This window comes from Streptomyces physcomitrii (genome assembly GCF_012273655.1).
In the GTDB taxonomy this organism is placed as follows: domain Bacteria; phylum Actinomycetota; class Actinomycetes; order Streptomycetales; family Streptomycetaceae; genus Streptomyces; species Streptomyces physcomitrii.
This window is the reverse complement of record NZ_JAAWWP010000001.1, coordinates 193262-215693: the sequence shown is the minus strand read 5'-3', so window position 1 is coordinate 215693 and position 22432 is coordinate 193262. Positions and strand designations below refer to the sequence as shown.

General features: G+C 70.2%; 15 protein-coding genes, 1 tRNA gene and 3 pseudogenes. 13 read left to right on the top strand and 6 right to left on the bottom strand.

Annotation, left to right across the window (positions count from 1 at the left end):
- The first annotated feature begins 70 nt into the window (after positions 1-70).
- The 3 genes from HFV08_RS00945 (at position 71) to HFV08_RS00935 (ending at position 1901) form a co-directional block, all read left to right on the top strand.
- Positions 71-805, top strand: coding sequence for an SAM-dependent methyltransferase (locus HFV08_RS00945; protein ID WP_168534822.1), 735 nt, complete (start codon positions 71-73; stop codon positions 803-805).
- Positions 806-969: 164 nt separating this feature from the next.
- Positions 970-1809 carry a bifunctional DNA primase/polymerase gene (locus HFV08_RS00940; protein WP_168534820.1) on the top strand — a complete coding sequence of 280 codons (840 nt, stop codon included), beginning with the start codon at positions 970-972 and terminating at the stop codon, positions 1807-1809.
- A gap of 18 nt (positions 1810-1827) precedes the next feature.
- Positions 1828-1901, top strand: a tRNA-Lys gene (locus HFV08_RS00935).
- Between the two features lie 93 nt (positions 1902-1994).
- Here HFV08_RS00935 and HFV08_RS00930 read toward each other — a convergent pair.
- On the bottom strand, positions 1995-3371 hold the full coding sequence (locus HFV08_RS00930) for a M6 family metalloprotease domain-containing protein (RefSeq protein ID WP_312885257.1): 1377 nt from the start codon (positions 3369-3371) through the stop codon (positions 1995-1997).
- A gap of 709 nt (positions 3372-4080) precedes the next feature.
- Between HFV08_RS00930 and HFV08_RS00925 the strand changes: the two genes are divergently transcribed.
- Positions 4081-6057 carry a putative bifunctional diguanylate cyclase/phosphodiesterase gene (locus HFV08_RS00925; protein ID WP_168534818.1) on the top strand — a complete coding sequence of 659 codons (1977 nt, stop codon included), beginning with the start codon at positions 4081-4083 and terminating at the stop codon, positions 6055-6057.
- 30 nt (positions 6058-6087) lie between these two features.
- Here HFV08_RS00925 and HFV08_RS00920 read toward each other — a convergent pair whose 3' ends face one another.
- Together HFV08_RS00920 and HFV08_RS00915 are read right to left on the bottom strand one after the other, a co-directional pair.
- Entirely contained in the window at positions 6088-7191 is a 1104-nt protein-coding gene (locus HFV08_RS00920) for an LLM class flavin-dependent oxidoreductase (RefSeq protein ID WP_168534816.1), read from the bottom strand.
- A gap of 284 nt (positions 7192-7475) precedes the next feature.
- Positions 7476-7973, bottom strand: coding sequence for an FBP domain-containing protein (locus tag HFV08_RS00915; protein WP_168534814.1), 498 nt, complete (start codon positions 7971-7973; stop codon positions 7476-7478).
- A 160-nt stretch (positions 7974-8133) separates the two neighbouring features.
- On the opposite strand from HFV08_RS00915, the gene HFV08_RS00910 reads away from it, so the two are divergent.
- The 4 genes and pseudogenes from HFV08_RS00910 to HFV08_RS32455 form a co-directional block, all read left to right on the top strand.
- On the top strand, positions 8134-8706 hold the full coding sequence (locus HFV08_RS00910) for a TetR/AcrR family transcriptional regulator (RefSeq protein ID WP_168534812.1): 573 nt from the start codon (positions 8134-8136) through the stop codon (positions 8704-8706).
- Positions 8707-9478: 772 nt separating this feature from the next.
- A complete protein-coding gene (locus tag HFV08_RS00905) occupies positions 9479-16513 on the top strand; it encodes an HYD1 signature containing ADP-ribosyltransferase family protein (protein ID WP_210429699.1) in 7035 nt (2344 codons plus the stop codon).
- Between the two features lies 1 nt (position 16514).
- Entirely contained in the window at positions 16515-16805 is a 291-nt protein-coding gene (locus tag HFV08_RS00900) for a DUF6881 domain-containing protein (RefSeq protein WP_168534810.1), read from the top strand.
- 84 nt (positions 16806-16889) lie between these two features.
- Positions 16890-17267, top strand: a pseudogene (locus HFV08_RS32455) (polymorphic toxin-type HINT domain-containing protein); the annotation flags it as partial.
- Between the two features lie 817 nt (positions 17268-18084).
- On the opposite strand, the pseudogene HFV08_RS32680 reads toward HFV08_RS32455, so the two are convergent.
- A pseudogene (locus HFV08_RS32680) lies at positions 18085-18210 on the bottom strand (tyrosine-type recombinase/integrase); the annotation flags it as partial.
- A 148-nt stretch (positions 18211-18358) separates the two neighbouring features.
- Here HFV08_RS32680 and HFV08_RS32450 point away from each other — a divergent pair.
- Together HFV08_RS32450 and HFV08_RS00875 are read left to right on the top strand one after the other, a co-directional pair.
- Positions 18359-18871 (top strand): annotated as a pseudogene (locus tag HFV08_RS32450) (polymorphic toxin-type HINT domain-containing protein); the annotation flags it as partial.
- Entirely contained in the window at positions 18868-19152 is a 285-nt protein-coding gene (locus HFV08_RS00875) for a hypothetical protein (protein ID WP_168534804.1), read from the top strand. The pseudogene HFV08_RS32450 and the gene HFV08_RS00875, both read left to right, overlap by 4 nt.
- Positions 19153-19677: 525 nt before the next feature.
- Here HFV08_RS00875 and HFV08_RS00870 read toward each other — a convergent pair.
- Positions 19678-20157: an ATP-binding protein gene (locus HFV08_RS00870; RefSeq protein WP_168534802.1), complete on the bottom strand. Its 480-nt coding sequence runs from the start codon at positions 20155-20157 to the stop codon at positions 19678-19680.
- Between the two features lie 156 nt (positions 20158-20313).
- Here HFV08_RS00870 and HFV08_RS00865 point away from each other — a divergent pair, with 156 nt between their 5' ends.
- The 3 genes from HFV08_RS00865 to HFV08_RS00855 are packed head-to-tail and all read left to right on the top strand — an operon-like array spanning position 20314 to position 21597.
- Positions 20314-21204 (top strand): helix-turn-helix domain-containing protein, encoded by an 891-nt coding sequence (locus HFV08_RS00865; protein WP_168534800.1) that lies wholly within the window; start codon positions 20314-20316, stop codon positions 21202-21204.
- Positions 21201-21389: a DUF397 domain-containing protein gene (locus HFV08_RS00860; protein WP_168534798.1), complete on the top strand. Its 189-nt coding sequence runs from the start codon at positions 21201-21203 to the stop codon at positions 21387-21389. The genes HFV08_RS00865 and HFV08_RS00860 overlap by 4 nt, the downstream gene beginning before the upstream one ends.
- Before the next feature lie 19 nt (positions 21390-21408).
- On the top strand, positions 21409-21597 hold the full coding sequence (locus HFV08_RS00855) for a DUF397 domain-containing protein (RefSeq protein ID WP_376770537.1): 189 nt from the start codon (positions 21409-21411) through the stop codon (positions 21595-21597).
- Positions 21598-21693: 96 nt separating this feature from the next.
- Here the strand turns inward: HFV08_RS00855 and HFV08_RS00850 are convergent, their stop codons facing one another.
- Positions 21694-22431 carry a maleate cis-trans isomerase family protein gene (locus tag HFV08_RS00850; RefSeq protein ID WP_168534796.1) on the bottom strand — a complete coding sequence of 246 codons (738 nt, stop codon included), beginning with the start codon at positions 22429-22431 and terminating at the stop codon, positions 21694-21696.
- Position 22432: the final 1 nt, after the last annotated feature.

The window sequence follows — 22432 nt, the reverse complement described above, 5'->3', positions numbered from 1 at the left end:
CGGGCGAGGCGCGCCGCCCGGCCCCCGAAATGAGGTGCGCGCCCCGCCCCCGTACTGGCACGCTGCGCCCGTGAACCGACAGGAGCTCTCCACCCTCGCCCACCGCCGCCACCCGATCAGCGCCCCGGTGGACGAGGCCGCCGCGGACGAACTGCTGCGGGCCGCCCTGCCGGAGGGGGAGGGCCGCGCGCTCGACCTCGGCTGCGGCTCGGCCGCCTGGCTGCTGCGCGCGCTGGCCGTGCACCCCGGGCTGCGGGCGACCGGCGTCGACCTCTCCGAGAGCGCGCTGCGCACGGCCCGCGCCGAGGCCGAGCGGCTCGGCCTCGGCGACCGCCTCGCACTCCATCGGCAGGACGCCGCGGAGTTCCGTTCCGCGCGGCCGTACGACCTCGTGCTCACCGTCGGCGCGAGCCACGCGCACGGCGGACTGCTGCCCGCCCTCGAAGCCGCCCGCGCCCACCTGGCCCCCGGCGGCGCGGTCCTCCTCGGCGAGGGCTACTGGGAGCGCACGCCCTCCCCGGCGGCGGTCGAACTCCTGGGCGAGCTGCGGGACTTGGCGGACACGGTGGCCGCGGTCGGCGCCGCGGGCTGGACCCCGGTGCACGGCCACACCAGCACCCGGCGGGAACGCGACGCCTACGAGTGGTCCTGGACCGGTTCCCTCGCCGCCTGGGCCCTGGACCACCCGGAGCACCCGGACAGCGGCCAGGCCCGCGAGGCGGCGGAACTCCACCGCGAGGAGTGGCTGCGCACCTACCGGGACTGCTTCGGCTTCGTCTGTCTGGTCCTGCGGCGCACGGGGTGAGATCCGCGGGCCCGCGGCTTCCGTGAGGGAAGTCGCCGGGGTGCACGCACCGTGAGGGCATATGCCTGAGGCGCAGGCGCAAGATACTCCGGTCCGGGTCTTCCTGTCCGGCTTTCCCTCAACTCACGGGAATCGCGCGCTCACTGCGAGTACACATATTCCGTATGAGCAGCACTCGGCATCCCGCGACCGCGTCCCCGGGGACGACCTCCTCCGAGCCCCGTACCGTCCTGCCCGCGGAAGGGGAGCCCCGCCCGCTGCCCGCGGCGGCCGACCGCCCGCCGCACCCGCTCTTCGGCGGCCTCGGCGACCTCGGCGATCCGGGCGTCCACGACTACGGGCCCTACGGCTGCGAGGACTTCGGCTGGGGCGGCCTCGCCCCCTGGGACGCGGAGGGCTCCGGGGAGGCGAGTGCCCGCGCCGAGGGCGCCGCCTGGCTGGCCTCCGCCGCACCGCACCCGCGCAGCACCCTCGCCCTGTGGCGGGAGCACCCCGGCACCCCCGTCGTCCTCTCCTGCGGTCCGGTCTTCGACGTGGTGAACGCCCCCGCCGTCTTCGGCCGCCGGATGCTCGACCAGCTCTGGGCGGCGGGCTCCGGCGGCCCCGGACCGGTCGCGTCCCACCACGGCCGGGTCCTGCTCTTCGCCGCCCCGGGCACCGCCGCCCGGCTGCCCTCGCTGCTGCACTGGGAAGAGTGGGGCTCGGCGGGCCGCCACCCCGGGGTGCCGCCGCTGCTGTGCCACGGCACCGGGGACGCGGTGACGGTGCCGCCGCCGGCCGCCGCCCCCACCCCCGGGACCGCGGCCCGCGCCGGGGCCCGCCCCGACTCCCGCTGGCTGGTCGCCCCGGAGTGCCGGCGGCCCCGGCTGCCCGGTGCCGAGGTGCTGCTGTGGGCCTGCGTACGGGCGGCCCGCTCCAGACCCGCGCGGGGCGCATCGGGGCAGGCGGGAGGCCTCGGCGGGGACGGGGTTGTCGATTTTTCCCCGCACCGGAGCGGATGCTAAGGTCTACGACGTCAGCAGGCGCCGCTAGCTCAGTTGGTTAGAGCAGCTGACTCTTAATCAGCGGGTCCGGGGTTCGAGTCCCTGGCGGCGCACAGACGGTGAGAAGCCCCTCGCAGCAGCGGGGGGCTTTTCGCATGCTCCCGTCAGCAGGCAGCCCAGGCCCGCCTTCCGGTACGAACCAGGGCTCAGCCGGGCTGGATCCGTACCTTCCAGTCGCCCGCGCCCGTGCGGCCCTCCACCGCGATCCGCAGCGGTTCGCCCGGCACCTTGAAGCTCTCGCCCGCCCGCAACGGCGCGTCCGCGAGCGGCGGGTAGACCGACTCGCCCCAGCAGGCCTCGGTACGCGGGTGGGTGTCGACCACCTCCACCGGGCCCTCGCCGGAGGCGGTGCGGACCCGTACCCGGTAGAGCAGTACGCCCTCGGTGCAGGTGGTGTGGTCGTTGCCGGTGCGGCTCCGGGCCTCGATGGCGAGGGCGCTCTCCCGGCCGGTGCGCACGACGGCGAGCTTGCGGACCGGGGGCCCGCTCCCGCCGGGGAGCAGTCCGGCGGGAGCACCTTCGGCCGGAGTGCCTTCGGCGGCGACGGCCGAGCCCGCGGTCGGCGCCGGGGAGTCGCGGCCGACCAGCGGCCGGGGCCTCGGCCGCAGACGGGGCTGGTCGGGGGCGGGCGCGCGGGAGACCGGTTCCAGGGCGAGGCGCTGGGTGCCGTGGACGCAGGCGACCTGGTCGTCCTTGAGCCAGCCGAAGCGCCACTTGTGCCAGGCGAAGAAGTCCGGCGCCAGGCCGAACTGACTGCCCATCAGATCCCAGTCGCCGACATACGTGTCCCAGTCCCCCTTGCCGTCCGCCGGGCGGTGGTAGAGGTCGGGCAGGTCGAAGACATGGCCGGTCTCATGGGCGAGGACATTGCGGTCCGGCGGATGGCGCTCGAAAACGGTCACCACCCGGCGCAGATCCGTACCGTCGGCGCGCAGTGGACGAGCGAAGTTGACGACTTTTGTCGCGTCCGAGTCCACTCCGGGCGCCTCCGGGTCGGCCACGAAGTAGACGACGTCGTACCGGGAGAAGTCGACCCGCGGATCGCTCGACTTAAGGGCATCGCGCAGATAGGCGCCCCGCTTCTCGGGGTTCCAGTCCCGGCGCACCTCGTAGTCGGTGGACGGCTTCGGCATCCGGATCCAGCGGTGCTGCGGGTGCGCGCGCAGCCGGAACTGCCCGTAGGAGGCGCGCGCGAAGAAGGTGCTGGTGGCGGGGAAGTGGTCGGCGGCGAGGGCGCGGGTGCTGTGCAGGCGGCCGGAGTCGGGGAAGGAGAGGAAGACCATCACCGCGTCGAGGGTGCGCCGCGGGCGCGGATAGGCGCTGTTCCAGGTGTCGACGCCCTCTGAGTGGTGGGCCGCCGTACGGGTGAGCTGGCACAGCCCGGCGCCGGTCGCGGCGACGGCGGGACCGGCCACCAGGGAGGTGGCCGCGAGCGCGCTCAGCGAGGTGGCAGCGGCGGCGGCGCTGCGCAGCCGGGGCCACTCCCCCCGGGTGAGCCGCCGGACGGGGAGCGGACGCGGCACGTCGACCTCCGGGTGCGGAATTCGGGTCAGCGCACCCAGACTGTTGTCATTTCATGTGATTTGTCCTGTTCATTGAGCCCGGCCGGGTGAGCACCCGTCCGCCCGACCCCCCACCGCCAGACGGTCACTGACGGCTATTCGGCAGTGCCGACCGATCCGCTCCCGCGTACCTACGCAGGGCAGCGGGGCCGGCTCCGAAGAGAAACGAAGGAACGGGAAGCGGAAGGAAGGAGCGGAACGGAAGCGGGGGGAGGAAGCCGCGCCGCCCGAAGCAGGAACGGGGGCCGGGAGCGAAAGCGGCACAGAGCCGGAAACGGAACCGAGACGGAAGGGCCGGACGCTGATGCGGAAGCGGTCGGGTGGACGCGCAGGCCGGGCGTGTACCGGTGGCGCATGCCGCGGGTCGCGGCTGGAAGGGCCCGGTGAGCAGCCACTATGATCGGCACACTTTCCCGGCGGTGCCCGGGCCCCGTGCCCGGACCGGAGCGCGCGCATGCGAACTGACCGAGCCCGCGCCGGAACCCCCGGCGGACCGGGACCCACACCCGAAGAACCGGAACCCGCCATCGACCCGGCAACCGGCCCCGGACCCACCGCCGGCACCGATCCGGGACCCACCACCGGAACCGGCCCGGGACCCACCGCCGGATCCGGTCCGGGTACGGCGGCCGGATCCGGTCCGAGTACGACAGCACTGCGGGAGCGAGCGGTGAGCGGAACCTCCGAAGGACCCGCCTCGACGGCCGGTCACGCACGCGCCACCCTCACGGAGAGTGAGCCCGGCCGCTCCCCCACCGCCCCGGTCAACGCCACGGCCCCCGCCGCCCCGGCCCGCCGCCCGGACTCCCACCGCACCCCGCACCACGCCGCCTTCGCCGCCGCTCCCCTCGCCCTCGCCGTCGTGGACCGCGAGGGCACCGTGATCGACGCGAACGAGGCCTTCCACTCGCTGTTCGGCACCGGCGGATCCCTCAGCCGGGCCGATGCCTCCCCCACCCGGGCCGACGGATCCCTCGCCGGAGCGGACACGTCCCCGACCGCCGCCGGGGAACCCCCGCCCGGCCCGGCCCCCCTGCTCGCGGCCGAGCTCCTGGACCTCGCCGCGGACCAGGACACCTGGGAGGCCTACCGCGAGGTGCTGCGCGGGACCCGGCCGCGGCTGCGCTGCACCCGGCACCTCAAGCACCCGGACGGGAACTCGCTCTGGGCGCAGGTCGGCGTCGCGCCGCTGAGCGGGGGCGGGGAACGCGGCGCCGCCCTGGTCTCGGTCACCGACATCAGCGCCCGCCGCGATCTCCAGGCCCGGCTGCGGCATCTGCAACGGCACGACCCGGTGACCCTGCTGCCCAACCGCGCCCTCTTCTTCGAACGGGTCACCGCCGCCCTGGAGCCGGGCGCCCGCGGCGGCACCGGGCGGATCGGCCTGTGCTATCTGGACCTCGACGGCTTCAGGGCGATCAACGACACCCTCGGCCACCGCCTCGGCGACCGGCTGCTCACCGCGGTCGCCGAGCGCCTCACCCGCTGCGCGGACCGCACCGGCTCGGCGCGGGGCGGCACTCCCCTGGTGGCGCGGCTCGGCGGGGACGAATTCGCCCTGCTCGTCGAGGACTCCACCGGTACCGAGCAGCTGGCCGACCTCGCCCGCGCGGTGCTCGCCGCGGTGCGGGAGCCCTTCGACCTGGCCGGGGAGCGGCTCGCGGTCTCGGCCTCCATCGGGGTGGTCGAGCGCCCGGCCGAGGCGACCACCGCCACCGCCCTGATGCAGGCCGCGGACACCACGCTGTACTGGGCGAAGGCCGACGGCGGATCCCGCTGGACCCTCTTCGACCCGGAGCGCGACGCCCACCGGGTGACCCGGCAGGCGCTGTCCTCGGCACTGCGTCCGGCGGTGGAACGCGGGGAGTTCGTCCTGGAGTACCAGCCGCTGGTCGGTCTCGGCGACGGCAGGCTGCACGGGGTGGAGGCGCTGGTGCGCTGGCAGCACCCGCAGTACGGGCTGCTGCCGCCGAATCGGTTCATCTCCCTCGCGGAGGAGGACGGTTCGATCGTCCCGCTGGGCCGCTGGGTGCTCCGTACCGCCTGCGCCCAGGCCCGCGCCTGGCAGTTGGCCCATCCGGAGGGCCAAGTCCCGTACGTCAGCGTCAATGTGGCGGTGCGTCAGCTGTGGGATTCGGATCTGGTGGCGGATGTCGGGAAGGTGCTGCGGGAGACCGGACTCCCGCCCGGACTGCTGCAGTTGGAGCTGACCGAGTCCGCGGTGATGGGCTCCTCCGGCCGCCCGCTCAAGGCCCTGCGGGAGCTGAAGGAGCGCGGGGTGCGCATCGCCATCGACGACTTCGGCACCGGCTACTCCAGCCTCGCCTACCTCAGCCGCCTGCCGGTCTCCGCGCTGAAGCTGGACGGCTCCTTCGTACGGGCCTTCCGCCAGGGGGAGTCGGCGCAGGAGCGGGGGGACGCGGAGGGCGTGACCCACCCCGCCGACGAGGTGATCGTGGAGGCCATGGTGCAGCTCGCGCACCGGCTCGGGCTCACCGTCACCGCCGAGTGCGTGGAGACCGCCGGGCAGGCGGCGCGGCTGCGCGAGATCGGCTGCGACACCGGCCAGGGCTGGCTCTACTCCCGCCCGGTGCCACCGGAGCACATCACCGCACTGCTGAACTCGCCTTCCCCGCCCCGGACTTGAGTCCGGGAAGCCGCGCCTGCCCGTACTCCCCTACGCGTCCGGCATCCCGTAGGCGTCCGCGATGAGGTCGACGGAGCGCAGCCGGGTCGAGAGGCTGTGGCCGACGGTGGAGAGCATCAACTCGTCGGCGCCGGTGCGCTTCTGGAGGTCGTCGAGCTCCGAGCGGACCCGGTCGGCGGTGCCGTGCAGGACGTTGGACTGCCAGCCGGCGACGACCTCCTGCTCCATGGGGCTGAACCGATAGGCGGCCGCGGTCTCCGGCGTGGGGATCAACCCGGGCCGCCCGGTGCGCAGATGGACCATGTTCAGCGCCGCCGCCCGGAATTCGCGGACCGCCGTCTCCTCGTCGTCGGCGGCCAGGGTGGAGACACCGATCAGGGCGTACGGGGAGTCGAGCACCGCCGAGGGCCGGAAGGACTGGTGGTACAGGTCGAGCGCGGGGAGGGTGTTGCTCGCCGCGAAGTGGTGGGCGAAGGCGAAGGGCAGCCCGAGCACACCGGCCAGGCGGGCGCTGAAGCCGGAGGAGCCGAGCAGCCAGATGGACGGCCGGGCCGCGGACTGCACCCCGCCCGGCGCACTGCCCTGGACCGGCCCGGGCACCGCGTGGATACGGGTGTACGGGTGGCCGTCCGGGAAGTCGTCGTCGAGGAAGCGGGTGAGTTCGGCGAGCTGCTCGGGGAAGTCGTCGGCGCCTTCCCGGAGTTGGGTGGTCCGGCGCAGCGCGGCGGCGGTCGCCCCGTCGGTGCCGGGCGCCCGCCCGAGGCCGAGGTCGACCCGGCCGGGGGCCAGCGCCTCAAGGGTGCCGAACTGCTCGGCGATGGCCAGCGGCGCGTGGTTGGGGAGCATCACCCCGCCGGAGCCGAGCCGGATGCGGGAGGTGTGCGCGGTCAGCCGGGCCAGGACGACCGCCGGTGAGGAGGAGGCCACGGCGGGCATGGAGTGGTGCTCGGCCACCCAGTAGCGGTGGTAGCCGCGCCGCTCGGCCAGCTCGGCGAGGCGCACGCTGGTGGCCAGCGAATCGCTCGCGGTGTACCCGGCGCCGACGGCCACCAGATCAAGCACCGACAACGGCACCGGCGCCGTCCCCGCCACTTGGCCGCGGATCTCGTCCCTGGCCGCGTCCGTCTCGCCCACTGCGGTGCCTCCTGTGCCGTTGCCCTGTCCGGTCCCGCTTGCCGTGTCCGGTCCCGGTGCCTCTCCCGCCCCGGTGCCGTACCCCGCCGCAGGGCGGCGATCCGTACGGAGCCGGTCCGCGGGAGAGGTCGTACGGGTGCCGGTGCGGCCGCGCGTACGCGCCCGCGGTGGGCGCGTACTCCCCGTGAGCAGGCGAACAGGGCCGGATCCGTGGATATTCCACCCGGTGTCCCGCCCGGGGCCGCCGCCGCCCCGGACCCGCTCGATGCCCCGGCTCCGGAGACTCAGGCGGCGAGCCGGTCCAGGAAGGCGGACAGATTGGTCATGGTCCGCCGGATCTGCTCCTCCAGGCTGAGCGACTCCTCGAAGCGCTCGCCGCCCGCGGCCGGGGTCTTCTTGCCGCGCAGATAGAGCGAGCAGGCCAGGTCGGTGCAGATGTACAGCCCGGCCGAGTTGCCCTCGCGCCCGGCCTTGCCCGCCTTGGCCGCCGTCATCAGCGAGACGCCGCCGGTGGGGTGGGTGGTCAGGCACAGGGTGCACATGCTGCGGCGGTGCTGCCCGCGGGCCCGCGCCGGGTAGCGCAGCATCACCCCGGTCAGCCTGCCCTCGCGTTCGGCGACCAGGCAGCAGCGCTCGGGGGCCGCCGGGTCGCGCCAGCCGAGGAAGTCCAGGTCCTCCCAGGGCTGCTCGGCCAGGTCCCGCGGCAGCGTCATACGGGTGGCCTCGCCCTTGGTGCAGTTGACGAACGAGGCGCGGATTTCCTTCTCGGTGAGCGGTCTCATGCCTCGGAAGCTAACTCTCCCTAGGCATACTAGGCAAATGGTTAAAGCAATTAGGTTCCTCGGGGTCTGGGTACCGTACCCGGAGCCCGGCCCGACCCCGGGGCCCGGCCGCCGCCCGGACCCACCGGGCCACGACCCGGACCGAGCGAGGAGAACGACTGTGCCCAGGGCGGGAATCACCGCGGAACGCCTCACCCTCGCCGCCGCGGACCTCGCCGACGAACGCGGCTTCGACAAGCTGACCTTCTCGGCCCTGGCCCGCCACTTCGGCGTGAAGGACGCGAGCCTCTACTCGCACGTGCGCAACCTCGCCGAGCTGCGCACCCGCATCGCCGTCCTCGCGGGCACCGAACTCGCCGAGACCGTCGGCGACGCCCTCGCCGGCCGCTCGGGCAGGGCGGCCCTGACCGCCTTCGCCCACGCCTACCGCGACTACGCCCTCGGCCACCCCGGCCGCTACGCCGCCACCCAGCTCCCGGTCGACCCCGAGGTCCTCGCCGCCCACCCCGGCCCGCTCACCAAGATCGAGCTGACCTACGCGATGCTCCGCTCCTACGGCCTGACCGAACCCGACCTCACCGACGCCGTACGCCTGCTGCGCAGCACCCTCCACGGCTTCGTCACCCTGGAGTCGAGCGGCGGCTTCAACGCCACCCGCCCGGTCGAGGCCTCCTGGAACCGCACCGTGCAGGCACTGCACACAACCCTGGAGAACTGGCCGAAAGAGGCCTGAGCAGACCGCCACGAAAAGCCGGGGCCGCCTCCTCACACCCCTCCACCCCGAACGGAAATCGCTTACCCCCAACGGGAGTTGAGCCGATCACCGGCATCCCTTCCGAGCCACGGCCGGTCACGCTTCGGCATGTCCGGAAAACAGCCCGTCACCGATTGTTGTGCTCCAGTTCACATTGACGCCAGTGGATCAGCAGCGTTGACTCACTCCGCCTATGAAGATTCTGTGACCTTGGGGTGGGGACTGTGAGGTTGTGGCGGGGGAGCCGGCGTGCCCGGATCCGGGAACGGCGAGCCGGGGCCATGACTGTGCGGTGCTCGCACGCCCGAGCCGATGATGTCGGCCTTCAGCACCACCAAGCGACCCGAGCACTCGCCCTCGACGGTCGGATCCCTCCGCCGGTCTCCGTCAAGTGCCGTACGCAGAGGGGCGGTTGACGAACCCTCGACGGGCCGGGCCGCCCCGGCCCGCCCGGGCCCCGTGGCGTGGCCCGCAGGCAGTCGGCCGGGGTCGCCATGGTGAGTTCAGCGGCCACCACGACGCCGAGACGGTTGCCGACGTCCGCGCTTCCCAGGGTGTGCGGGGCGGATCACCGCTCGCCCATCTCGCCGCAGGTGCGGCGACTTCCCCACCGGCTTACTGGGACCCGGCACCGGCTGGGCGCCCCCGCTCGCGGGCCGAAGACCACCCGCACCGTGCCATCCCTCCTCAGGCTTTGCCTCCTCCGGCCGCCGAACATGCCACGGCGCCCAGACAGATGGACTCCCACACGATGAGACCGCTCTTCCCGCCCGCGCGCGGACACAGATCCCTGCGCACCGCCGCCCTCGCGATGTCCGCCGCCCTGCTGGCGACCCTGCTCCAGGCGACCTCGCTCCCGCAGGCCACCGCCGAGGACGGCAATGGCCTTGCCGCGCTGCCGAAGTCGGAGAAGCCCGTCGCGGGCAGTCGACCCGCGAAGGTCGAACCCCGCACCCTCGCCAAGGGCCCCCGGGTCCCCGCCGAGAAGCCGAAGCGGACTTGGCCGAAGGCCGTGACGGCGCGTGCGGAGCTGCCCGGCGGGGCCAAGGCGGACGGCGGCGAGCTGGTCGGCGTACCGGGGACTCCCCTGCGGGTCGGCAGGCCGCAGGTGAAGAAGCAGGCGGCGCCCTTCGCGCCCGCCCGGGTCGAGGCACGCGTCCTCAGTGCGAAGCAGTCGCACCGCGCGGGAGTGGGCGGACCGCTCTTCAGCATCAGCGCGCAGCAGGACGGCACCGGGGCCCGCCCGAAGCCGAAGCCGACCGGCGGCCCCAACTCCCCCGCACACACAGGCAAGTGGAAAGCCGAGGCCGGAGACAAGAGCGAGGCCGAGGCCGAGACCCCCCTGACCGTCGCGATCGACTACGCCCCCTTCGCCCAGTCCTTCGGCGGCTCCTACGCGAACCGGCTCCGCCTGGTCCAGCTGCCCGCCTGTGCCGTGACCGACCCCGGCGCCGCCAAGTGCCGTACCGCGCGCCCTCTCGCCGCGGCCCACGACCCCGCCCGGCACACCCTGACCGCGAAGTCGGTCACCGTCTCCGGTGCGGCGCCCGCCGTGCTGGCCGTCACCGCGGCGGCCGAGGGCGACAAGGGCACGTACAAGGCGACCGACCTGGCGCCCTCCGCCGCCTGGCAGACGAACCTCAACACCGGTGATTTCAGCTGGTCCTACGACATGCCGGTGCCGGATGTGCCGGGCGGGCTCAAGCCCACGGTGGGCCTGTCGTACTCCTCGGCCTCGATCGACGGCCGGACCGGCGGCACCAACAACCAGGGCTCCTGGGCCGGTGACGGCTTCGACCTGGCGCCCGGTTTCATCGAACGGCGCTACAAGCCCTGCGCGGACGACGGGGTGAAGAACGCCGACGGCGACAAGCCCGGCGACCTCTGCTGGGACTACGACAACGCCTTCCTGACCTTCAACGGCAAGGGCGGCGAACTCGTCCCCACCGGCAGCGACGACGAGTTCAAGCTCCAGCAGGACGACGGCACCCGGATCAAGCGGCTGAAGTCCGCGGACCGCGGCAACGGCGACAACGACGGCGAGTACTGGCGCCTGACCAACCCCGCGGGAATCCGCTACTACTTCGGCTACAACCGGCTGCCCGGCTGGAGCGAGGGCAAGGAGACCACCGGTTCGACCTGGACCGCGCCGGTCTACGGCGACGACTCCGGCGAGGACTGCCACCAGGCGGCCTTCGCGGACTCCTGGTGCCAGCAGGCCTGGCGCTGGCAGCTCGACTACGTGGTCGACCCGCACGGCAACGCGGTCGGCTACCACTACACCAAGGAGACCAACTCCTACGGGCGCAACCTCAAGGCCGAGGACGACACCCCCTACACCCGCGGCGGCTACCTCGACCGCATCGACTACGGGCTCCGCTCCGACCGCATTTTCGCGGACAAGCCGCTGGCCCAGGTCGTCCTCGGCAACGCCGAGCGCTGCCTGCCGGAGTCCGGGGTCACCTGCGCCGCCGACACCATCGACGCCAAGGCCTCGTACTGGTACGACACCCCCTGGGACCTGAACTGCAAGGCGGACACCACCTGCGACAAGGGCCGCCTGGCGCCCTCCTTCTGGACCCGTAAGCGGCTCACCGACGTCACCACCCAGGTGCTCAAGGCGGACGGCACCTACGGCCCGACCGACACCTGGAAGCTCAGCCACCGCTGGGGCATGGCGGACACCGACTACCAGCTGCTGCTCGACTCCGTGCAGCACACCGGCCAGTCCGCCACCCCCGCGGTCACCCTGCCGAAGACGACCTTCGCGTACACCCAGCTCGCCAACCGCCTCGACAAGACCGGCGACGGCTACGCGCCCTTCATCAAGGCGCGGCTGTCCACGGTGGCCGACGAGAGCGGCGGGCAGATCGACACCGCGTACTCGGCGCCCGCCTGCGACTGGGGCGCCCTGCCCACCCCGCAGACCAACACCACCCGCTGCTTCCCGCAGTACATCGGCGGGGACAGCGAGAGCGACCCCGAACTGCACTGGTTCAACAAGTACGTGACCACCACGGTCACCTCCACCGACCGCACCGGCGGCGCCTTGGACCAGGTGACCCAGTACCAGTATCTGGACGGCGCGGCCTGGCACTTCGACGACTCCGACGGGCTGACCAAGGAGAAGAACAAGACCTGGTCGCAGTGGCGCGGCTACGGCCATGTGCGGGTCCTGACCGGCGGCCAGGGCGGCAGCGCCGCGATGCGGACCCAGGAGGACTCGTACTTCCTGCGCGGCATGGACGGGGACCGCAAGGACAAGAGCGGCGGCACCAAGGAGGTCAGCGTCGCCCTCGGCGCGGGCGAGGGCGATCCGCTCACCGACCACGCCTCGGCGGCCGGTTTCGGCTACCGGACCGCCGAGTACGACAAGCCCGGCGGCAAGATCCTCACCAAGACGGTGAACCGCCCCTGGCACCACCAGACGGCCAAGAAGGTCCGCGACTGGGGCACCGTCACCGCCGACCTCACCGGCACCGGCCACACCAAGACCTGGGCCTCGCTGGACGACGGCGCGGGCGCCGAATGGCGGACCACCTCCACCTCGCGGACGTACGACACCGTCGCCGGACGCATCACCGAGGCCGACGACTTCGGCGACGGCACCACCGCCGCGGACAACCAGTGCGTCCGCACCTCCTACGCCACCAACAGCGAGGACAACATCCTCGGCCTGCCCGCCCGGGTGGAGACCGTCGCCACCTCTTGCGGATCGGCCACCGACCGCTCCGAGGACGTCCTCTCCGACATCCGCACCGCCTACGACGGCAAGGGCTACGGCGCCGCCCCCACCAAGGGCGACGCCACGGCCAGCGCGACCCTCAAGTCCCACACCGGCACCAAGGCGACCTACCTCGAATCCGGCAGCACCTTCGACGACTACGGCCGGGTCCGCACCACCACCGACCTGACCGCCGACGTCACCGCGGAGGGCGACGGAGCCCCGGTGCGCACCCCGCGCGCGGACGGCCGCACGGTCACCACCGCGTACACGCCCGCGACCGGACTGCCCACCCAGACCAAGGTGACCACCCCGCCGGCCAAGGCGGGCGACGCGGCGACGGCGCAGACCACCACCACGGCCTTCGACCCGCTGCGCGGCCAGCCCCTCACCGAGACCGACACCAACGGCGCGGTCACCGACTTCCAGTACGACGCCCTCGGCCGCAACCGCAAGGTCTGGCTCACCGACCGCCGCCCCGGCCAGGTCCCGAACTACGAGTTCGTCTACACCCTCACCGAGGGCAAACCGGCCGCGGTCGCCACCAAGACCCTCAACCACAGCGGCGGCCAGATCACTTCGTACGCCCTCTACGACGGCTTCCTGCGCCCCCGCCAGACCCAGGCGCCGGGCCCGAACGGCGGCGCGCTGCTCACCGACACCTTCTACGACGAACGCGGCCTGGCCGCCAAGACGTTCGCCACCTACTACACCAACTCCAAGCCGAGCACGGGGCTGTTCGAGCCCGCGGACGCCCTGGCGGTGGAGACCCAGACCCGGACCGCCTACGACGGCCTCAACCGGCCCGTCCAGGTCCAGGACATCGCGGGCAACGGCGACGGCGGCAAGATCCTCGGCACCACCAGGACCGTCTACGGCGGCGACCGCACCACCGTCATCCCACCGGCCGGCGGCACCGCCACCACCACCCTGGCCGACGCCCGCGGCCGGACCACCGAACTGCGCCAGCACCACAGCCGCAGCGCCGACGCCCCCTTCGACACCACCGCCTACGCCTACACCCCGCGCGGCGAACTCGCCGAGGTCACCGACCCCGCGGGCAACTCCTGGTCCTACGGCTACGACCAACTGGGCCGCCAGACCCGCGCGGTGGACCCCGACAAGGGCACCACCACCAGCCGCTACGACGACCGGGGCCAGCTCACCGGCTCCTCGGACGCCCGCCCGTCCAGCCCCGACCTCGCGTACGTCTACGACGGCCTCGGCCGCAAGACCGAACTCCACGAGGACTCGGCGAGCGGCCCGCTGCGCGCCAAGTGGGTCTACGACACGGTCAACGGCGCCAAGGGCCAACTCACCGAATCCACCCGCTATGTGGACGGCGAGGCGTACACCTCCAAGGTCACCGTCTTCGACAGCCGCTACCGGCCGATGAAGACCTCCCTGGTGATCCCGGCCAAGGAGGGGGCGCTCGCGGGGACTTACCAGACCGGCAACAGCTACTGGCCGTCGGATCTGCCCAGAGGTCTCAGCTACTCCGCGGCGGGTGCCCTGCCCGGGGGCGGCGGCACCTTCACCTACGACCCCGAGACCCTGCGCCGCACTTCGGTGTTCGACCGGGGCTACACGGCGGCCACGTCCTACACCCTGACCGGCAAGCCCGCCCAGCTGACCATGACCGGCGGCGGCTCGGCCCTCAAGACCCAGGTCACCAACACCTACGAGTTCGGCACCCAGCGCCTCGCCAACTCCCGGGTGGACCGCGAGAACCAGCCCGGCGTCGACCGCAGCGCGAGCTACCGCTACGACGAGGCCGGCAACATCCTGTCCGTCTCGGACGTCTCCCGCGACGGCACCGACAACCAGTGCTTCCAGTACGACGGGCTGCGGCGCCTGACGAAGGCCTGGGCGCAGGGCACCGCCGAGTGCAAGGACGCCCCGGCAGCAAGCGCGCTGGGCGGACCGGCGCCGTACTGGCACGACTACGCGTACAACAAGAGCGGCCAGCGCCTCACCGAGACGATCCACGACCCGGCGGGCACCACGACCAAGGACCGGCAGCGCGCCTACGCCTACCCGGCCCCCGGCAGCGCCCAGCCGCACACCCTGAGCTCGGTCACCGAGACCACCGGCGGCGAGACCCGCAAGGACAGCTACACCTACGACGAGGCGGGCAACACCCTCACCCGGCCGCGCGGCGGCGCCGCGCAGACGCTCGGCTGGGACGCGGAAGGCCATCTGGCCAAGGTCAGCGAGCCCGACGGCCAGGGCGGCAAGCGGACCACCGAGTACCTGTACGACACCGAGGGCAACCGCCTCATCGGGCGTACGCCCACCGAGACCACGCTCTACCTGGGCCACACCGAGGTCGTCCTGCGCAAGGGCGCCACCACCGCCGAGGCCACCCGCTACACCGACCTCGGCGACGGCAACCAGGCCGTCACGAAGAACGACGGCACGGTCTCCTTCACCCTGGCCGACCACCACGGCACCGGCCAACTCGCCGTGGACGCCAAGACCCTCAAGCTCACCCAGCGCCGCGTCCTGCCCTTCGGCGACCTCCGCGGCACGGCCCCCAGCGCCTGGCCCGGCACCCGAGGCTTCGTCGGCGGCACCGACGACACCGCCGGCACCGGCCTGACCCACCTGGGCGCCCGCGAGTACGACACCGCCCTGGGGCAGTTCCTGAGCGTGGACCCGCTCATGGAAACCGACAAACCGCAGACCCTGAACGGCTTCTCCTACGGGGCGCAGAACCCTCTCTTCTTCACCGACCCCTCCGGCCTGGGCCTCGCCTGCGGCGGCAGCACGGGCCTCGGCTGCGGCTCAGGAGTGGTGACCCGCGGCGACGGAAGCAAGTCGAAGAACGGCCGGCCTACGGGGGGCGGGGTCATCAACCCCGTCCGAAACCCCGCGCCGGCCACCTCCCCGGCGCCCTCCTTCGCGGTCGGCTACGCCCGGGATGGCCAGCCCACCATCGCCGGGGTCCGCGTTCCGTCCGAAAGGGAACTCGGCGTCATCTTCCCCGAGAACTCCTACACCCAGAACCTCATGAACTGGGGAGACCAGGCCTGCCGCGACGACTCGTCCTCCGCACTGTGCGACGCCGTGGAGACTCTCGGGTGGATCCAGCCGAAGGGAGACTGGCTGGAGCTCATCGGCTATCGCGACGCCGTCCGCTGCAAGAACGGCAGCGTGAGCGGCTGCGTCTGGACCGCCCTCGGCGTCGTCCCCATCGGAAAGCTGAGCACAGTGGCCCGGGCGGGCAAGGCCACAGAGAGAACCGCCGAGGCGAGCCGCCTCACCAGCTGTCTCCACAGCTTCGTCGAAGGAACAGAAGTCCGCCTGGCCGACGGCACCAGCAAGGCCATCGAAAAGATCAAGAAGGGCGACAGGGTTCTCGCAACCGATCCCGACACCGGAAAAACCCGGCCACAAGAAGTCGTCGCCACCATCGTCACGCAACACGACAAGAACTTCGTCCAGCTCACGACCAGCACCGACGGCACCACCAAGAAGGACTCGCTCACCGCCACCACCACACACCCTTTCTGGTCTCCCTCCGAGGGCGACTGGATCGACGCCGGAGACCTGCACCCCGGCATGACCCTGCGCAGCACCGACTCCGACCACACCGTCACCGTCACAGCCACCCGCCACTTCACCAAGAAGCAGACGACATACGACCTCACCGTCAGCACGGTGCACACGTACTATGTGCTGGCGGGTAAGACTCCGGTACTCGTTCACAATTCTGGTGGCTGCCCTCCCGAAACCCTCATTCACTACACCGATGAAGCGGGGATGAATGGGATCGTAGGAAGCAAGAAATTGAATGCCTCAACCAAGGAGGTGAGCCCGAAGGATGCGCGCTATGGTGACGGGCAGTATCTCTCTGATATCGCTCCCGGAACGAAGACATGTGGGCAGCTGTCACGATGCTTTCTCGGGCATCCATTCTCTGGGCGACGGTTCACTAACTACGTCGAGATTGATGTCAGGGGATTGAATGTCGTCCAGGGAAGAGACAACGTCTTTGTGATTCCCAATCAAGGATCTTTGGATCTGAACGGGCGAATAATCGGCTACGGAGCGAACTGAGATGCGATACCTCAAGGTGCTATGGCGCCACAACTTGCCTGATGAGCCGGTCGAGCTATATAGCGAGCTTGACGATGCGGGGTACGAGATCCGCAAGGTGGAGATCTATCGGGACGGACGTCGGGATTTCGCGGACGGTGAATCCTTCTCGGGAGTAACTACGCTTGGAGAGGGCCCGCTTCCGAGCTTGGAGGAAATTGCCGAACAGGAAGAATTTTCTCCGTCACACATCGAATCTGTGCAGTTCGAAAACGTATGGCGTCAAGCTGTAGCCGATTCCGGTAATTCGTGATCACAGGTGAGGATATACTTCGTTGCTCAAGTGCCTGATCTTGCAGATCCTGGCGCCCTTGATTTCATGACGAAGAACTCATCTATCGAGGACATCAAGGTCGGCGACAAGGTCCTCGCCACCGACCCCGAAACCGGCAGGACCGTCACCCGCCTCATCCGCACCGAGGCCGACAAGAAGTTCAACAAACTCACCCTCACCACCGAAGACGGCACCGAATCCCTCACCGCCACCCACGAACACCCCTTCTGGTCCCCCTCCGAAGGAGACTGGGTCCCCGCCTCACAACTCACACGAGGCATGACCCTCCGCACCTCCAACGGCACCCACGCCACCATCAAGACAAACCACCCCTTCACCCGGCACGCACGGACCTACAACCTCACGGTCGAAAACGTCCACACGTACTATGTGCTGGCGGGAGCCACGCCGGTACTCGTTCACAATTCCGGGCCGTGCGGAATTTCGACCCGTCACGAGAAGGCTGGTGATATCGGCTCCTGGACGGGATCAACAATCCTGGCGACGGAGACGGAATCCTCGTCTCGCGTGACGGCACGATTCTTGGAGGGCATCATCGCAAGGATGAACTCCAAAGAAGGATCCAGGACGGACGTATCGACCCGGATACTGAAATACGCATTGATGTCTACGATCCGGAGTAGTGCCTGATGGCTCTGATTCATTCAACTGACCCTGACTTTCGAGTATGCCAGATCAGCTTCGAAACGCTGTTGGCGATCCAGATGGAAGCGGAGGAGCGATCATGGGCAACTCGGTGGTCCTCGGTGGACGCGCTCCGCAGTCAGGTCAAAGATGGCACTGTCGTCCTCCAAGCGCTGATGCGGGAGGAGCTAGGGGGGGCTGTGCGGGCGTACAGGTGCCTCGTGTTGTTCTCGTCCGCAGACGGCAAAGAAGCTGGCGGAATTACCACGATCGATCTTGATCCGGCAAGGTTCGAATCGTTGGAACGGCTTGACCGTGACCCGGATGTCCGGAAGGTTCTTGTTCGAATGTTCTCTCTTGCAACAGGTGGGATTTCGATGCTCTCGAAGCAGTAGGTTCCGAGGGTTCTATGTTTGAACCTCTCCGACTCGATGTCGAGTTGGTCAGTTCAATGGAACTCGGGGATTCGATCTCAATCGGAGCCTCATTCTTGAAGGTCTCTGAATTGAAGAATCTTGAAGCACGGAGATTCTTCACTGTGGCCCAAACGCCTCTGGGGCCCGCTGATGTCAGCGGGCCCCAGAGGCGTTTGACGGCAACGGTGACAGCAACGTCAGTGGACGACAGCTGCGGTGGGCGGGTCGTCCGGGATGTCGGTCAGGCCGAGGATGCTGCCGAGGGTGTCGATGGCCTGGCGCTGGAGGCGGAGCCGGACGTGGGCGTAGACGCCGATGGTGACACATCAGCAGCACCACTGCTGCCAGGCGGCAAGTAACAGCGCTACAGGCCAACCCGACGCCAGGAACGGCCCGCAACCGTACCCACACGCAGATAGGACGCCGAACAGGCTGGTCCAGCTCGCCATCTGAACCACCGAATCCCTCACCACCACCCACGAACACCCCTTCTGGTCCCCCTCCGAAAATGACTGGATCCCCGCCTCACAACTCAAACGAGGCACGACCCTCCGCACCCCCAACGGCACCCACACCACCATCAACACCAACCACCCCTTCACCCAACACGCACGCACCTACAACCTCACAGTCGAAAACGTCCACACGTACTATGTACTCGCCGGGGCCACGCCCGTACTTGTTCACAACAGCAACTGCCCGACAACCCCAGTTGGCGGGAGGGGTACGAACTTCCGCAATCTTTCGCCAAATGAACCGGCAACAATCGCGGGGCGCGATTACACCGGACATGCGATTGACCGGATGCAGGAGCGCGGCCTCATGCCGTCGGTAGTGGAAAACACGATTCGTGTCGGCGAAAGCATGCCAGGGAAGCGGGCCGGGACCACGGCCTACTACGAAGCGGAGAATCATGTGACGGTGATTACGGATACCGCAACTGGGCGGGTTGTCACCGTTAGCTCCGGAAGGATCAAGCAGTGAGTGATAGTCCCAATGCGCAGTGGCTGCGCGAAGGTGTACGTCAGTCGATTCAGAAATATCGTGCCGGTGGGATTGCACTCCGGGTTCTGATCGACGACCTCGACTCGGTTTCGTCGGATCTTGAGGGTTCTCCATTGGGCGAGGACCTTCGCTCGCATTGGTGGGTCCTTGAGGAGATCTATGCTGTTGCTCTTGATCGAGGTGATCTTCAAGGACTGCCTCGCGAGGACGAGCTGGCTATTGAAGAGACCCTCGATGCGCTAGAGCGGCTGTTGAGTTAGATATGCCGCCGTGAGCAGTGATCTTTAGGGTCCGGCTTGACCGGTCGACATCGGTCAAGCCGGCTGGTTGACGTGCGGATGCGGAAAGCGGGCCGTCGCCATCCGGAAAATTCTAAGATCAGTAGCAGAAGCAAAGTTGAAGCCCCGTCAGGTGAGTCCTGGCGGGGCTTCTGGGGTAGTTGACGGCAGTAGTTGACGGCAACGTCAGCGGACGGCGGCTCCGACGAGGGGTGATTCGTCGCCGTCGGCGGGCCCGCTGGTGAGCTCCGCGGGGTTGCGGACGGCGAGCCCGAGGAAGTCGATGGCGCCGCGCTGGAGGCGGAGTCGGACGGGGCGTGAACGCCGGCGGTGGCGCCGGTGCGGGTGTGGTCCAACAGTTCCTTGAGTACGGCGAACTCCTCGCCTGAGGCGTGCTCCAGGGCGGACTTGAGCGCGAAATGTACGGAGGTCGGGGGTCTGGGGTGGGAGCTGCTTGGAGTGGGGGTTTTCGGTGGCGTGGCAGAGGGGCTTTTCGCGGGCGGTCCGTCAGAAGTCGCCGGGGGCCGGCTGGACGTCCACCTCCGCCCACACCGTTTTTCCGCTCGGTGGGTATGCCTCGACTCCCCAGCGGTCGGCGAAGGTGGCCACCAGGAGGAGGCCGCGGCCGGATTCGGCGTCCGGGGTGGGGGTGGAGGACGGGAAGTCGGGGTGGCGTTCGCCGCGGGCGTCGGTCACCTCGATGCGGAGTTCGCCGGGCAGGGCGGTGGAGCGTGCCCCCGGTGCAGGGGCCGCGTAGCCGAGGGCGAGGCGGAAGTCGCGGCCGGGGAGGCGGCCGTGCTGGACGGCGTTGGCGGCGAGTTCGGCGATGATCTGGCGGGCGCGCTCGGCGGTGTCCTGGGCAAGCCCCCAGTGGGCGAGCTGACCGTCCGCCAGCAGCCGGGCCCTGCGTACCCCGAGCCGGGTCGCCGGGAAGAGCTGATGGAACATGCGTACGGTGACGGGGAGTTGGGAGGTCACGGAGTCCATGGGGTTCACGGTGGGGGGCGCGGGGGCGCGTTCACCAGGGAGGAACCCCGTACGGTGGGTCAGCGTACGGACACAAAAGGTGGACGGTACGCCGCTGTCCGGGGTAACTCTGGGTGAGTCGACCGGAGTTCACCGTAAGCACCCGGAGGTGGCCGCATGCCCGAGATCCCCGAGCCCACAGAGGGCGAGCGCGAGGAAGGGGAGGGGCAGGGCCAGCCCGCGGGGCGGGACGAGCGAGAGCCCCAGCCTTCGGACAGCTTGCGGACCTTCGGAGCGGTCGTCCAGGCCCTTCGGGAGCATGCCGGGCTGAGCCGGGCTGAGTTCGCCACCCTCGTCCGCTTCTCCAAGCACACCGTGGAATCGGTGGAGTTGGGGCGCCGCATGCCGGATGAGGACTTCGTCGAGCGGGCCGAGGATGCGACAGGGAACACCGGCGCGCTGCGCATGGCCTTCCGTCGGCTGTCGCGAGGAGAACCGGGACTTGCCGCCTGGTTCCAGCGTTGGGCGCGGCTGGAGAAGAGGGCGCTCTACCTCAGTACGTACGAATGCAGGCTGGTCCCGGGGCTGTTGCAGTCGAGCGGATACTCGCGCGTCGCCTTCGGCAACAGCATTCCGCCGCTGTCGGACCAGCAGTTGGAGGCACAGGTGCGATCCCGGCTGGGGCGACAGCGACTGATCCACGAGCACACCAACGTCTCCTTCAGCTTCGTGATGGAGGAGTTCATCGTGCGCCGTCAGCTCGGCGGTCCTGAGGTGACGCACGAGCAGCTCGGACTCATCCTCTCCCTCGGTGAACTCCGCAATGTCACCGTGCAGATCATGCCGACCGCCAGTGTCGAGCACGCCGGGCTGGACGGCCCGCTCGCCCTGCTCGAACTGCCGGACGGCAAGCGGCTCGCGTACTCCGAAGGACAGAACAACGGACGGCTGATCTCCGAGGTGAGGGAGGTCGCGATCCTGCATCAGCGGTATGCGACACTCCGCACACAGGCTCTCAACCACGACGCTTCCATGAGCCTGCTGAGGGAGATCAGGAGAGCGCTATGAGCAGCAGCAGTGAACTTTCGTGGTTCAAGTCCAGCTACAGCGGCACCCAGGGCGACAACTGCATTGAGGTCGCCATCGCCCGTGAGGCCATCCACATCCGTGACTCCAAGGACACCACCCGCCCGGCCTTCTCGGTCGCGCCGCAGGCCTGGGCCCAGTTCGTCGAGCACACGGCCACCAGCTGACACTCACGCGAGGAGCGCCATGCACCCCATGACCCGCCTCCACTGGTTCAAGTCCAGCTACAGCGGAACGGAAGGCGACAACTGCGTCGAAGTCGCCGTCGCCCAACTCTCCGTCCACGTACGGGATTCCAAGGACACCGAGCGCCCGCCCTTCTCGGTGAGCCCTCACGCCTGGGCCCGGTTCATCGAGCACGCAGCCGCCGACTGATCCCGTACGCAAGCGAACACGACCACGGGCCGCCCCGAACTCCCGGAGCGGCCCGTAGTCGTATCGACGCGCGGTTGTGTTGCCGAGCAGATGGGCTCAGCCCGGCATCTGGACCACCGGTTCGCGGGTGAACAGGCGCCCCAGTTCAGGGGCGTTGACGCGGCGGTCGGCGAGGCGGAGGGCTTCCCAGGTGGTGACCTGGTTGGCGGTGAGGACGGGCTTGCCGAGTTCGGTCTCCAGGTCGCGGACGTAGGCGGCGGTGTGCAGGGCGGTGTCCGGGAGGAGGACCGCCTCGGCGTCGGGGTGGTCGCCCGCGCGGGCCATCTCCAGGACCTCCGGCCACTGCCAGGTGCCGACCTCGGCGGCGGTGATGATGCCGCTGCCGCGTACCGAGAGGACGTCGGCGCCGGCCGCCTTGAGGAAGTCGGAGAAGAGTCCTGCGACGTCCTCGGGGTAGGTGGCGGCGACCGCGACCCGCTTCACCCCCAGTTCGCGTACCGCGTGGGCGAAGGCGAAGGAGGTGCTGGAGGCGGGCAGCCCGGCCGAGAGGGCCAGCTTGCGCACCTGCTCGTGGGCGCCGTCCCAGCCGTAGACGAAGCTGCCGCTGGTGCAGGCCCAGACCACCGCCTCGGCGCCCGCGAGGCGCAGCTCCTCCACGCCCGCGGCGAGCCGGTCCGCGGAGCCCATTTCGAGCAGCGCGTCGACCCGGTGGGCGTCCTCGCCGATGTCGGTGTGCACCAGGGGCAGCCTGATGTCACTGCCGAGCAACTGCTCGATACGGGGATAGTCGTCCTCGGCGGAGTGGCCGGGGTAGAGGATTCCGATCGCGGTCACG